This is a genomic window from Brevibacillus soli (assembly GCF_044759095.2).
In the GTDB taxonomy this organism is placed as follows: domain Bacteria; phylum Bacillota; class Bacilli; order Brevibacillales; family Brevibacillaceae; genus JBIYSM02.
The window spans coordinates 13,613-26,731 of record NZ_JBIYSM020000010.1 but is presented as its reverse complement, the minus strand read 5'-3'; the positions used below and the strand labels follow the sequence as shown (position 1 = coordinate 26,731).

General features: G+C 54.9%; 10 protein-coding genes. 2 read left to right on the top strand and 8 right to left on the bottom strand.

Features of this window, described 5'->3' with window-relative positions; all coding sequences use genetic code 11:
• Window positions 1-17: 17 nt before the first annotated feature.
• Together ACE99V_RS06045 and ACE99V_RS06040 are read left to right on the top strand one after the other, a co-directional pair.
• Window positions 18-1,463, top strand: a complete 1,446-nt coding sequence (locus ACE99V_RS06045) for an aminotransferase-like domain-containing protein (protein WP_400490164.1) — start codon at window positions 18-20, stop codon at window positions 1,461-1,463.
• 154 nt (window positions 1,464-1,617) lie between these two features.
• Window positions 1,618-2,964 (top strand): TrkH family potassium uptake protein, encoded by a 1,347-nt coding sequence (locus tag ACE99V_RS06040; protein ID WP_400490163.1) that lies wholly within the window; start codon window positions 1,618-1,620, stop codon window positions 2,962-2,964.
• A 28-nt stretch (window positions 2,965-2,992) separates the two neighbouring features.
• Here ACE99V_RS06040 and ACE99V_RS06035 read toward each other — a convergent pair whose 3' ends face one another.
• The 8 genes from ACE99V_RS06035 to ilvB form a co-directional block, all read right to left on the bottom strand.
• On the bottom strand, window positions 2,993-4,384 hold the full coding sequence (locus tag ACE99V_RS06035; protein WP_400490162.1) for a sodium:solute symporter family protein: 1,392 nt from the start codon (window positions 4,382-4,384) through the stop codon (window positions 2,993-2,995).
• Between the two features lie 69 nt (window positions 4,385-4,453).
• A complete protein-coding gene (locus ACE99V_RS06030; protein WP_400490161.1) occupies window positions 4,454-5,140 on the bottom strand; it encodes a YqjF family protein in 687 nt (228 codons plus the stop codon).
• A 46-nt stretch (window positions 5,141-5,186) separates the two neighbouring features.
• The gene (locus ACE99V_RS06025; RefSeq protein WP_400490159.1) at window positions 5,187-6,698 is read right to left on the bottom strand and encodes an FMN-binding glutamate synthase family protein; all 1,512 of its coding nucleotides are present in this window, start codon (window positions 6,696-6,698) and stop codon (window positions 5,187-5,189) included.
• A 214-nt stretch (window positions 6,699-6,912) separates the two neighbouring features.
• The gene (gene leuB / locus ACE99V_RS06020; RefSeq protein ID WP_400490224.1) at window positions 6,913-8,007 is read right to left on the bottom strand and encodes a 3-isopropylmalate dehydrogenase; all 1,095 of its coding nucleotides are present in this window, start codon (window positions 8,005-8,007) and stop codon (window positions 6,913-6,915) included.
• 82 nt (window positions 8,008-8,089) lie between these two features.
• A complete protein-coding gene (locus tag ACE99V_RS06015) occupies window positions 8,090-9,625 on the bottom strand; it encodes a 2-isopropylmalate synthase (protein ID WP_400490158.1) in 1,536 nt (511 codons plus the stop codon).
• A gap of 50 nt (window positions 9,626-9,675) precedes the next feature.
• The gene (gene ilvC, locus ACE99V_RS06010) at window positions 9,676-10,698 is read right to left on the bottom strand and encodes a ketol-acid reductoisomerase (RefSeq protein WP_400490157.1); all 1,023 of its coding nucleotides are present in this window, start codon (window positions 10,696-10,698) and stop codon (window positions 9,676-9,678) included.
• 51 nt (window positions 10,699-10,749) lie between these two features.
• The gene (ilvN, locus tag ACE99V_RS06005; RefSeq protein WP_400490156.1) at window positions 10,750-11,250 is read right to left on the bottom strand and encodes an acetolactate synthase small subunit; all 501 of its coding nucleotides are present in this window, start codon (window positions 11,248-11,250) and stop codon (window positions 10,750-10,752) included.
• Window positions 11,251-12,987: a biosynthetic-type acetolactate synthase large subunit gene (ilvB, locus tag ACE99V_RS06000; protein WP_400490155.1), complete on the bottom strand. Its 1,737-nt coding sequence runs from the start codon at window positions 12,985-12,987 to the stop codon at window positions 11,251-11,253.
• Window positions 12,988-13,119: the final 132 nt, after the last annotated feature.

Genomic DNA, 13,119 nt, shown 5'->3' with positions numbered 1-13,119 from the left:
GTAACGGAGGCTTTTTTATGACACGTCCTTTTTTTGCCTTTCACTTTCACAAACAGAAGGAGAAGCCTCTCGCTGTTCAACTGGCCGAACAACTGCAGGTAGCCATCAGCAGGGGCGCATTCGTGCAAGCAGGCAATCAACTGGTCTCCCTTCGAGAGATGAAAGAGATCAGCGGGTGCTCACTGGAAACAGTAAAAAAAGCGTACGATCAGCTGGTAGCCGCAGGCTGGCTGGAGGCTGCGCACGGGAAAGGTTACTTCCTCACTGCCCACAGCAAGCAGGCACGCGACCGGATGTACCTGCAATCGCTGGAACTCCCCATGTCCTCGCTGGCAGATTCTACTCCTGCGCCGACCGAGGAGCTCCTTCGCCGATTACGGCAGGTACTGACTCACAGTCTGGACAGCCTGGGAGAACATCTGGAAGAGAAAAAAGCGAGGCGCTTGCAAGGCTCCATCGTCTTCCTCGAGCATCTGGCGAGCCGCGGCATTCCTCTACAGCCAGATCAACTGCTGATCTTTAACCGCAGCTCCAGCGGATTTCACTTTCTGGTGCAAAACGTCATGCAGCCAAACGACGTCGTATTCGTAGAGGAATACAGCTATCCATTTTTTCTGCGAATTCTAAGGCATCACGGCATGACCATTCGCCCTGTCCGTTTGGATGAAGAGGGCCTGTCCATCGCTTCACTGGAAGAAGAGCACCGGTTGTATCAGGGAAAATGGCTGCTGATCAACCCGCATTTTCATTTTCCCACAGGCATTTCGTACTCACACAAACGCAAACGGGCGCTGCTGGAATGGGCGGCCCGTTATGGTGTACCGATCGTGGAGAACGACCACCACGCAGATTTGTGGTTCCGTCAACCCAGCCGTACCCTCTTTCAGTTGGCTGCGGAGATGGACGAGGCAACACCGGTCTACTATTTGACCTCTCTCTCGAAAACCTTGACAAAAGAATTTCAGGTGGGGCTTTTGGTTCTTCCCGGAGATTTGCAGGAGCAGCTGCGGGAGGGGATAAAGGAAGCCTTCTCCCTCATCACGCAGGAGCCGTCCCTTCTCCTATTGGACGCAGCGGCCCGCCTGTTGCAAGACCCCTGGTTCCGCGACGTATACCTGCTCGAGCGACGAGCCCACTTTGCTTCCCGCTGGCAGCTGGTCCAGCAAGAGGTGCGACAAGCCCTGCCTGTTCACGCCAGCATTTTCCCCATCAAAGGAGGACTGAACACCTGGATTCAATGGGGAACTCCTTCTTTTCACGCCACCAGCCAGGAAAAACGAGTCGTTGCCACGCTTCGCGAGGAAGGGCTGGTGCTGACTCCCGGTTACGCTTTTCGCCTGCCCGAAGAACAGGAGGATGGAGTCGTCGTCCGACAGCCTGCTGTCCGTTTCCCCCTCTCTCCTCTTGACGAGCGGGAGCTTCGGCACTGGCTGCACCGTTTGGGAGCGGCACTGATACGCTAAAACCACATGATAATTAACCTGTTTTCTTTTCCAAAATGGTCTATTATACTTACTTGAGTTGGCATCCAAAGTACGATTGGTAATGTTCCTGTTTCAGGAAATACTAAGACAAACTCGGTGACTAGTAACAGAAGAAAACGAGGTACATTCGAACATGCTGAGAAAAATTCTGGATACGTTTCATTTGGATCCTCCCAAGACGCTGGTCCTCGGTTTTGCCATGATCATTCTGGCCGGAACCATCCTGCTTACGCTGCCTGCCGCCACCGTGGACGGTCAAGGGCTGCCCTGGCTCGACGCGATGTTTACAGCCACTTCGGCTACTTGCGTTACCGGGTTGGTCGTGGTGGACACAGGAACCACCTTTACCCTGTACGGCCAACTGGTCATCCTCTCCATGATTCAGGTGGGGGGGTTGGGCTTCATGACATTCGCTACGTTTTTCGCCCTGATCATGCGGAAAAAGATTTCTCTTCGGGAGCGACTGTTGCTTCAGGAATCGCTTAATCAGGTCTCCATCGAGGGGGTCGTTCGCCTGGCCAAGATGGTTCTCATCTTTTCGGCGATCACCGAGCTGCTCGGAGGGTTGCTGCTTGCGATTCGTTTCTCGTTCGACATGCCGCTGGGAAAGGCGATCTATTTCGGATTGTTCCACGCCATTTCGAACTTCAACAACGCCGGGTTTGACCTGATGGGCGAATTCTCCAGCCTGACGAAATATGTCGAAGACCCGACTGTCAATCTGGTCGTCTGCCTGATGATCACTCTCGGCGGGATCGGCTTTATGGTCGTAAACGAGTTGTACGAATATCGCCACACCCGGCGCCTATCCCTGCACACCAAGGTGGTCCTTGTGACCAGTGCCATTCTGGTAGCGGCGGGAGCACTGCTAATATTCTTGCTGGAGTATACCAATCCGAAAACACTGCAGCCTCTTTCGCCAATGGGTAAAGTTCTCGCTTCCCTGTTCCAGTCCATCACGCCGCGGACGGCAGGATCCAATACATTGAACGTCCCTGATTTGCAACAGTCCACGCTGTTTTTGATCATTATCCTGATGTTCATTGGGGCATCTCCGGGATCTACCGGGGGCGGAATCAAGACCACGACGTTTGCCACGCTGGTCGGAGCGGTGCTTGCACAGGTGAAAGGGAAAGAAGACGTGATCTTCTTCCGTCAGCGAATCTTGCCTCACATGATTTACAAATCCCTGACGGTTACCATGAGCGGCTTGTTCCTGGTGATGCTTGTCACGATGATCCTCTCCATTACCGAAGTGGGAGCAGACTTCCTGATGATCCTGTTTGAGGCCACATCGGCATTCGGTACCGTCGGCCTCTCCATGGGGTTGACGCCGTCGCTTTCCCCAATCGGCAAGACGATCATTGCCTTTACGATGTTTGCCGGCAGGGTGGGACCGCTGACGATTGCCTTTGCCCTGGCCCAGCGCAAACAAAAAGAATACTACCGATACCCAAAAGGAAAGATCATGATTGGGTAAATTACCCACCCGGCAAAAAACCCCGTCATCAGCCCAACGGCCGAAGAGACGGGGTTTTTTTCGTCCATTTTCCCAAACACAGGGCGAAGAGACTCCAGATGCCGCTGACGTACAGCGGATCGATCCCGGTATGGGGCATACCCAGCCACGTCCAAGCCAGTGCAGCCATCGGGGCGCCCCAGACAGCCCACACTGCCCAGCGAGGGTCAATGGGCCCGAAGCGAAGCAAGTAAAACAATAACGGCAGGAAAATCGTAACGCCACGCAGCGTCATGGCCAGGAATGCCCACCTTAGAATGAGTGCGTCGGAATCTAGGCACACCATGACGTACCCGATTGCAATGACGGCAAGTATCAAGGCTCGGGACAAGGCCAGCTTGCTTTTCTCCGTATCGAACCGGGACGTATACCGCAAAATCACGTCCCGGTTGAGGATCGTGGCGATGCTCAGCGTCAACGCCGCTCCCGTCATGACTACCGACAACAGTATGACAGCGTAGGCCGCTCCGGAAAACCAGAGTGGCGCATGACTGAGAAAAAACTGCGGAATCGCTTCCCGCGGGGACAAATTCGGATGAACGTCATGCATGTACAATCCAATCCACGCGCTCACAATCCCGATCAGGATGATCACGATCCCCGCAGCGATGGATCCTTTCCTTGCTTCCCTGGCATTGAGACTGGCAAAGATCGGCTGCAGGTACGCTTGCGTGGAAAAAATTCCAACCACCATCGCGCCCCCCTGTGCCCAGCCCAAATTGGCTTCCGGCGCGAGCAGGGAGAACCGCCCTTCTGTCCACCAGCGCAGATACGTTTCACCGCTTCCGTGTCTCCACAGCCACACGCCGGTACATGCCAGGAGCAGTACCAGCATGACGGTCTTCAAGGTGCCGACCAAACTCGCTCCCATGAAACCGCCGGCAAGCACGTAGGCAAAAATCAGCAGCGCAGGCACTACGGCCAGCCAATGGAGTTCGGCCTGCCAAAAGACGGAGACGAACGGCAAGGCCGCAAGCAGTTGGGCAATGACTTGAATGAACATTCCCAATGATAAGAATATACTGGCGCCAAGCTGTGCGCGCTCGCCGTACTGTGTACCGATCAACTCGGGCAGCGTCTCCACGTGCAATTGAAGAAGCCGACTGGCAAACAACCCCAGCAAAATGACAGCCAGACCTCCCCCCAACGTAAACCAAAGCGCAGAAAGTCCATATTGAAAGGCAAGTTCTCCCGTCCCCACTATGGAGGTGCCCCCTACAAAACCGCCGACGAGCGCTCCCGCCACCATGCTGGAAGGAAGCCTTCCGCTGGCGTTGGTAAAATCGCTCGTTTTGCGCACAGACCGTTTCGCCGCCACTCCGGCAACCACCGTGCTGGCCAACACGGCGAAAAAGCTGATGACAAACTCGGCAGATGTCATGCCGATTCCCTCCACAAAATAAAGACTGATACGATCAATGACTTCAGTATATCATAAGAATCGTTCTTCTTAGATTATTTTTCGACAACACCAAATGAATGCCTGCGTCCCTGGAGAGAAATGCGAGAGCACCGGGACTTTTGAGAGAGGCAATCGAAAAGGTTCCGTCATGGTGTTCCGTTGAATGACCGCTTCTGCTTCCTGCAGCTGCCAGGGATCATGGTAAATGTCGCCCATGTATACCCTCTGCCCGTTGCGGCTTTTGCAACAAAACATGTATCGTTCTGTCAGCCAGTGCTCGAGGGTTCCTTCTTTTGGCGTGAATAACGGGGATACGGGACGATAGCTCCCCTGAAACATGGCAGCGGATTCAGTCGTGCCGACACGATCCGTATGGAAATGGACGTGGCGGTCCTTGATCTCCATGGACATCTTTGCCCGATAGTACGGGAGGTGGTACCACGCCCTGGCAGCATGGATGATGAACGGGTTGGAGGCATCCAGAGTCATAAAGAAAACGCCCGGTTTTTTGTTGACTTGAATGTATGTTCTCACGTTCATTTCCGGAAAAGGCACGGTATAGGGGATTATTGGAAAAAATTTCAACCGGATCAGACTCATTTCAAAAGCGATAATCCCGATCCACGCCTGCCCGTCAAATGTGTCCAATTCCAATATTTCAGGGACGAACGGCCGCAACGAATCAACAGAAACCGGCCAGTGGGCAAACAAAAGGTTATCCCACTTTTGCGTCATGATCCATGTATTCTTGATGGCAGTTCCCTCCAATCAAGACGGAAAATCAATATTTTTGAAACATGCTTAGGGCAGATCGTTTTTTTGTTGGTTTCCGAGGCAGGTCAGTCAAATCAGGAGGGACAGACGGCGGCGGATCGCTCTGTTTTGCGTTTTCAAACGGCAGATGAGCCAGACGAACCTTTGTCACCTTGCTCGTCCATTCGTCAAGGGCAATCAAATCATCCGCGTTCACTTCGCTAATGGACGTTTTGCCCAACGCTCGAATGGCTACTTTCATTTCTTCTGTAAAAGAAGTAAAAAATCTCTCCAGATAGAAGGCAGCTTCTTCCTGGTTGAATTCATTTTTTAGTCTGCCTGGATAAAAGGCGAGCTCGGTAGGGGGTTCCCACGGAATTGCCTTGGTTACCTGGTCGTGAGTCATAGCCCAAAGCAGAGCTGTTCCCATAAATACACCATCCGCTCCCAGCGCGATCGCTTTCAAACAATCGCCCGGAACAGAATAGCCTCCGCCGCTCAACAGAGTAATTCGCTCTTTTACTCCTCGCTTCTTGAGATACTCGACGGCACGACAAAGCGCGAAAATGGTAGGCATGCCAAAATCGTCTTCAAGTATGGGGGCGCCACCCTTCGTACCCGCTTGTCCCCCGTCAATACTGATAAAATCGACTCCTGCCTGAATCGCTGCTTCCAGATCGGCTTCCAGCTGCCCGCTCGCACAGATTTTCACTCCGATCGGCACGCCCCCCGTCATTTCACGCAATCTGTCAACCAGGCTTCGAAGGTCCTCTGGCTTGTTAATTTCGCTGTGGCGCGAAGGTATTACGAGGAAATCTTTGTCGGGCGCCTGCAGAAGCTCACGTGCCCTCCCCTGCAGAAACTCGGACGGAATAAAACTCGCGGCACCCGCAGTAGCACCTTGGCCGATATGAATTTCGATTGCATCCGCTTGGCGGAGAATCTTCGGCTCTTTTGCCCAATGGCCTGAGCTGTACTGCAAGATGTAATACTTGGCGTTTTCTCGCTCTTCAGGTAAAAAAGGACCTTCACCAGAATTCGTTGAGGTTCCTACGGCAGCCGTTCCTTTGGCTATGGCTATTTTGATTTGCTCAGACACTCCGATCCCATACCCCATCGCTCCTGCCATGAGGGGAATGTCCATCCTTAACGGTTTTTTCGCCTGCGGCCCGATTGTCAGGCTCATGTCAACGGGATGGGTTTCTGCTGCCGGCAACGTCGCCAATTGGGCCGGCGAAAAAATCAAGCCGTCAAAATGGAGAAACTTGCGCGGACTGCCAAACGGTCTTTCTATCACCCCGCCCGTCGTAGCGCGCAAGCTGTTTTCAATGACAATTCTGGGGCTTATTTTGGTCATCGCCGTTACCATTTCCCAGATATTTTCCGCGTAGCGATCCGACATCAACCGTTTTGTGAAACGTCCAACCATCCATTTTATGAAGGGTCTGGCAAACAGCAGCATAAGAATGAATGTACAAACCATTGCCAACAAAGCCCCGGCAAAGGATCCGACGAGAAAAGAAAACCACTTGATTTTCATGTCATTCCCCTCCTCGCTTCACTCACCTAAATTATGCGCCAAAATTTGGTTCTTATACGTACACAAGAAAACCCAGCCGACTTAAGCTAACGCTTCGCCGGCCGGGGCCCCGAACACTTTTCTAGCGGCTGTATGGGATGTCCAAATTTATAAATTCTTATACACGAAAGAAAGCCCCGCCTCATCCATTCAGGATGACAAGCAGGGCTTCTTTCTATTGGTGAATAGGTTGTTTCGACAACTCGGCGAGAACCAGTTGGCCCATCTCCTCGGTGCCAATCGCTTTGCTGCGGTCTGACGCGATATCACCCGTACGGTGACCGGCCTCCAGAACAGCCCAGACGGCACGCTCCACTGCATCTGCGGCGGCGTCCATGCCAAGTGAATGGCGAAGCAGCATGGCTGCGGAGAGGATGGTTGCCAACGGATTGGCGATTCCCTGACCGGCGATGTCCGGGGCAGAGCCGTGAACCGGTTCGTACAGGCCGAAACTGCCCTCGGCCAGACTAGCCGATGCCAGCATCCCGATGGAACCGGTCAGCATGGCTGCCTGATCGCTCAAAATGTCGCCAAACATGTTTTCCGTGACGATCACGTCAAACTGCTTGGGAGCACGAACCAGCTGCATGGCGCACGAGTCGACCAGCATGTGGGTAAGTTCTACATCGGGGTAGTCGACAGCCACCCGCTCTGCCACCTTGCGCCAGAGACGGGAGCTCTCCAGCACGTTTGCCTTGTCAACGGAGACAAGTCGTTTCTGTCGTTTGCGGGCGATCTCAAAGGAAACCCGAATGATGCGCTCAATCTCCGTTTCGTGGTAGATGCATTGATCCAATGCAACTTCGCCATGTTCCGTCGAGTAGCGTTTCTTTTCTCCGAAGTAGATGCCGCCGGTCAATTCGCGAACGACAATCAGGTCGACGCCGGAGACCACCTCGGGTTTCAGCGAAGACGCTTCTACCAGCACCGGGTGCATCGTCGCCGGACGGATGTTGGCGAACAGTCCAAGCGCTTTGCGGATGCCTAAGAGACCCGCTTCCGGCCGCAGATGGCCCGGATTTTGATCCCATTTGGGACCACCGACGGCCCCAAGCAAGACTGCGTCCGCCTTCTTGGAAAGGGTCAATGTCTCTTCCGGCAGCGGCGTCCCGTCCGTGTCGATCGCGATTCCGCCGATGCGTCCGTAGGAAAATTCAAAAGTGACTCCTGCCTGTTCAGCTACCAGGTTCAGCACCTTGACCGCTTCCGCCACAATCTCCGGTCCGATGCCGTCCCCGGGCAGAACGGCGATACGATACGTTTGCTTCATTTGCTCATCCCGCTCTTCTTTCATCATATTTTTCTCTTTATCCGTTCTCTTCCTGGTTTCTCACTCACTATCCCGATAACTCCTAGTTCACGGCAAGCGGCATCGATTCCCCGCGTCGTTCCACGATTTTATTGATGGCTCTCACGTAAGCGATCGCGCTTGCCTCCAGTACGTCCGTGCTTACGCCACGGCCGGTCACGGTAATCTCTCCCTGCTGCAGACGGACGAACACTTCCCCTAAAGCGTCCTGTCCCTGTGTCACGGAAATGATCTTGTAGTCGGCCAGCGTAACGTCTTCTCCTGTCGCCCGATCGATTGCCTTGTAGATGGAATCGACGGAACCATTGCCACATGCCGCTTCTTCGCAAATCGTTCCGTCCGCGCGAACCAACCTCACGCTGGCGGTCGGCATGGACAGGTTGCCGTAGGACAGCTGAACCGATTCCAGGCGATAGGACTCGGCCGCCGGAACAATCTTGGCGTCAACCAGCGCGAGGATATCGTCGTCGCTGATCTCTTTTTTCTTGTCGCACAGCACCTTGAACGCGGTGAAAGCCGTGTCGATCTCCTGCTGTTCCAGATGATAACCGAGCTCCACCAGCTTTTCCTTGAACGCATGGCGTCCGGAGTGCTTGCCGAGCACCAGTTTGTTGGACTTGAATCCGACTGTTTCCGGGCGGATGATCTCGTAGGTCGACGCTTCTTTCAGCACGCCGTCCTGGTGAATGCCGGATTCATGGGCGAATGCGTTGGCACCTACCACTGCCTTGTTGCCCGGCACGATCATACCGGTCAGACGGCTTACCAGCTGACTTGTACGGGCGATTTCCTTGAGATTGAGCGCGGTGGTCGCCTGGTAATAATCCTTGCGGGTCTCCAGTGCCAGCGCCACTTCTTCCAAAGCGGCGTTTCCGGCCCGCTCGCCGATGCCGTTGATCGTGCCTTCCACCTGGGTCGCTCCCGCTTCGATCGCCGCCAGACTGTTGGCTACTGCCATTCCCAGGTCGTCGTGACAGTGACAGCTGAGGCGTACCTTTTCAATCCCCGGCACGCGCAACATCATCTCGCGGAAAAGGTTGCCGTACTCTTTCGGCGTCATATAGCCGACCGTATCCGGCAAGTTGATGGTCGTAGCTCCCGCCTTGATCACCGCTTCCACCACTTCGGCGAGAAACGGGATCTCCGTGCGTCCCGCATCTTCCGCCGAAAACTGCACTTCCGCAAAGTATTTCTTGGCGTACTTCACCGCTTCCACCGCGCGTTCCAGCACCTGTTCCTTGGTCATGCGCAGTTTGTACTGGCGATGGATCGGCGATGTGGCGATAAAGACGTGCAGGCAGGCGTTTTGCGCGTGGCGCAGAGCTTCATACGCCTTATCCATGTCGTCTTTGGTGGAGCGTGCCAGAGTGACGATCGTGGAATTTTTTACGCGCCGTGCTATTTCTGCAACGGATTTTTGGTCGCCGGGAGAGGCGGCGGCAAACCCCGCCTCAATCCGCGTCACACCAAGCTTTTCCAGCTGAAGGGCAATTTCCACCTTTTCGTTCATGCTGATGTTCACACCCGGCGACTGTTCCCCGTCCCGCAAGGTCGTATCAAAAATCTCGATGGTACGCATGTACTCTCCACCTCCTGCTTTTTTCCCCTATCCCTTTTCTGCCTGAAATCTTACTGGCCTACGGTTGCTTCCGCTTTTTTGTTCTCTTTGTTTAGCCAGGACATCATGGCACGCAGTTTTTGGCCAACCTGTTCGATGCCGTGTTCACTTTCCAGGCGGCGGCGGGCGTTAAACCCTGGGCGATTTGCCTGGTTCTCCAGGATCCAGTTGCGGGCAAACGTGCCGTCCTGGATTTCCGCCAACACCTTTTTCATCTCCTTGCGAGTCTCGTCCGTGATGATGCGGCGTCCAGTGCTGTAGTCACCGTATTCCGCCGTGTCACTGATGGAGTAACGCATCCGCGCCAGACCGCCTTCGTACATCAGATCGACGATCAGCTTCAGCTCGTGGAGACATTCAAAGTAGGCGATTTCCGGTTCGTAGCCTGCTTCCACCAGCGTGTCAAAGCCGGCCTTGACCAACTCGGAAACACCGCCGCAAAGAACTGCCTGCTCACCGAACAGATCCGTTTCCGTCTCTTCGCGGAAGGTGGTTTCAATCACGCCTGCCTTGGTGCAGCCGATGCCGCTTGCATAGGCGAGGGCAACCTCTTTTGCCTTGCCGGTCGCATCCTGGTACACGGCGATCAGGCCTGGTACGCCGAAGCCCTCCTGATAGACGCGGCGAACGAGATGTCCCGGGCTTTTCGGCGCGACCATGATCACGTCGACGTCTGCCGGCGGCACGATTTGACCGTAATGGATGTTGAAGCCGTGCGAGAAGCAGAGTGCGGAGCCGGATTTCAGGTTTGGTGCGATCTCATCGCGGTATACCTGTGCCTGGCGCTCATCCGGCAAGAGAATTTGCACGACGTCTGCGCGGCTCGCAGCTTCTGCCGGGGTATATACCTGGAAGCCGTCTTTTACTGCAACATCCCAGGATTTGCCCTGACGAAGACCGATGATGACGTGGTAGCCGCTGTCACGCAGATTTTGCGCTTGCGCATGTCCCTGGCTGCCGTATCCGATTACGGCAATGGTTTTTCCTTTCAATGCCTCTTTGTTTGCGTCTGCCTCGTAGTACATTTTTACCATGATTGTTTCCTCCTTGGATTGTTTGAAATGGGTCTATCAAAATGTTCTGGATTAAACGGTTGCCGGTGCTGGTACAACACTGCGCGCCATGGCGATTGAGCCGGTTCTCGTCAGCTCGATGATCCCGTAGCTCTGGAGCAGAATGAGCAAGGCGTCAATTTTTTCGGTATCACCGGTGACCTGAATGATCAACGAACTTGGTCCGACATCCACAATGGCGGCACGGAAGGGTTCCACAATGGCGTTCAGTTCAGCCAGTTGGCTTGGCGCTGCGTTGACCTTGATGAGCGCCAGTTCCCGGGAGACAAACGGGTTTTTGCTCAGATGGGTCACGGAGATGACGTCAATCAGCTTGTTCAGCTGCTTCATCAACTGATGAATTTGGTGATCGTCTCCCCCGGTGGTGATGATCATCCGGGACAGCCCCGGTTCTTCGCTGCCCCCGACCGTAATGCTGTCGATGTTGAACCCGCGCTGCCCGAACAGATTGGCGACGCGCGTCAGAACCCCGGGGTAGTCGTTGACGAGTACGGCAATGGTATGTCGATCCATCTATTCGTCCCCCAATACCATTTGATCTAAGGTGTTGCCGGCGGCTACCATCGGATAGACGTTTTCTTCCGGTGTGACGCGGAAATCGACGACTACCGGCCCGTCGTGTTGGAGCGCCTCGGCCCAGACGGCTTCCGCTTCATCAGGCGTGGAAGCTCGAAGACCTTTTACCCCGTAAGCTTCCGCCAGCTTGACGAAATCCGGACTGCAGGTGAGATCGATCTCGCTGTAGCGGTTGTCGTAGAACAGCTCCTGCCACTGGCGGACCATGCCGAGACACTGGTTGTTGATGATTGCCACTTTAACCGGCACCTTGTACTGGGCAACGATCGCCAACTCTTGATTGGTCATCTGGAAACCTCCGTCTCCCACCACCGCAATCACGGTTCGACCCGGATTGGCGATCTGTGCTCCGATGGCCGCCGGAAAGCCAAATCCCATCGTTCCCAGTCCGCCAGAGGAGATAAAGGAACGGGCGTGCTTGAACTTGTAGTACTGTGCCGTCCACATCTGATGCTGGCCGACGTCCGTCGTCACGATGGCTTCCCCGTCCGTGGACCGGTACAAAAGCTCGATAACCGCCTGCGGCTTCAACTGGTCACCGTCCTTGCGGTAGCGGTATGGATATTGCTCCTGCCAGGTTTTCAGCTGCGCAATCCACTCTTCACTGTCGCAGGCCTTAGCCAGCGGCAGCGCCTTTTGCAGGGTGCTTTTCACGTCTCCGGCTACGGTGACGGCGGTCGCCACGTTCTTGCCCAGCTCTGCGGGGTCAATATCGACGTGGACGATGCGCGCTTTCGGGGCAAACTCCTTCGTCCGTCCCATCGTGATCCGATCGTCGAAGCGGGCTCCCAGACCGATGACGCAGTCGGCGTTCAAGAGCGCCTGGTTGGCTGTATAGCTGCCGTGCATACCTGGCATTCCCAGTGCCAGCTCGTGAACACCTGGGAAGCCGCCCAGTCCCATGAACGTGTTGATCACCGGGATCCGGGTCTTCTCGGCAAAAGCCAGCAGTTCTTTGTCCGCTCCTGCGGCGATGATGCCGCCCCCTGCGAGAATGACCGGCCTTTTCGCCGCCTGGATCACGGCGAGGAAGGTGTTCACCTCTTCATCGGACGGTACCAGCGTATCCATGTAGCCGCGAACCTCTACCGTCTCCGGATAGGTAAACGGCGCTTTGGCGTTGCATACGTCTTTCGGGATGTCGATCAGCACCGGCCCCGGTCTGCCTGTTGTAGCGATGTAAAACGCTTCTTTGACGACTCGCGGCAGATCCCGGATGTCGCGGACAAAGTAATTATGCTTGGTAATCGGGATGGTGATTCCCGTGATGTTGGCTTCCTGGAATGCGTCCGTCCCGATCAGATGCTGCGGGACGTTCCCCGTGATACAAACCAACGGCACCGAGTCCATCTGCGCGGTGGCGATGCCCGTCACCAGGTTGGTGGCGCCGGGGCCAGAGGTGGCAATAACGACGCCGGGCTTTCCTGTCGCCCGCGCATAACCGTCAGCCGCGTGAATGGCTCCCTGTTCATGTCGCGTCAGGATGTGCTTGAAGTAGCCGCCGTACAGGGAATCGTAAATCGGCAGAACAGCTCCTCCCGGATAACCGAAGATGTACTCCACCTGCTCCAGAACAAGGCAGCGGAGCAGCATTTCCGCCCCGGTCACCTCCTCACCGAACGGGATATTCGGTACTTTTTTCCTGTCCTCTAACTCGGCGATTTGAACACTCATCTTCTCTCCTCCTCCCACATGACTCTCTGAAGTTTCTTTCATAAAATAAAGAAAACCCTTCCACCCCGACACGTTTTCCATGTCTGTTTGGGGCGAAAGGGTTCGCGGTACCACCCAAATTCATCGGCGCCT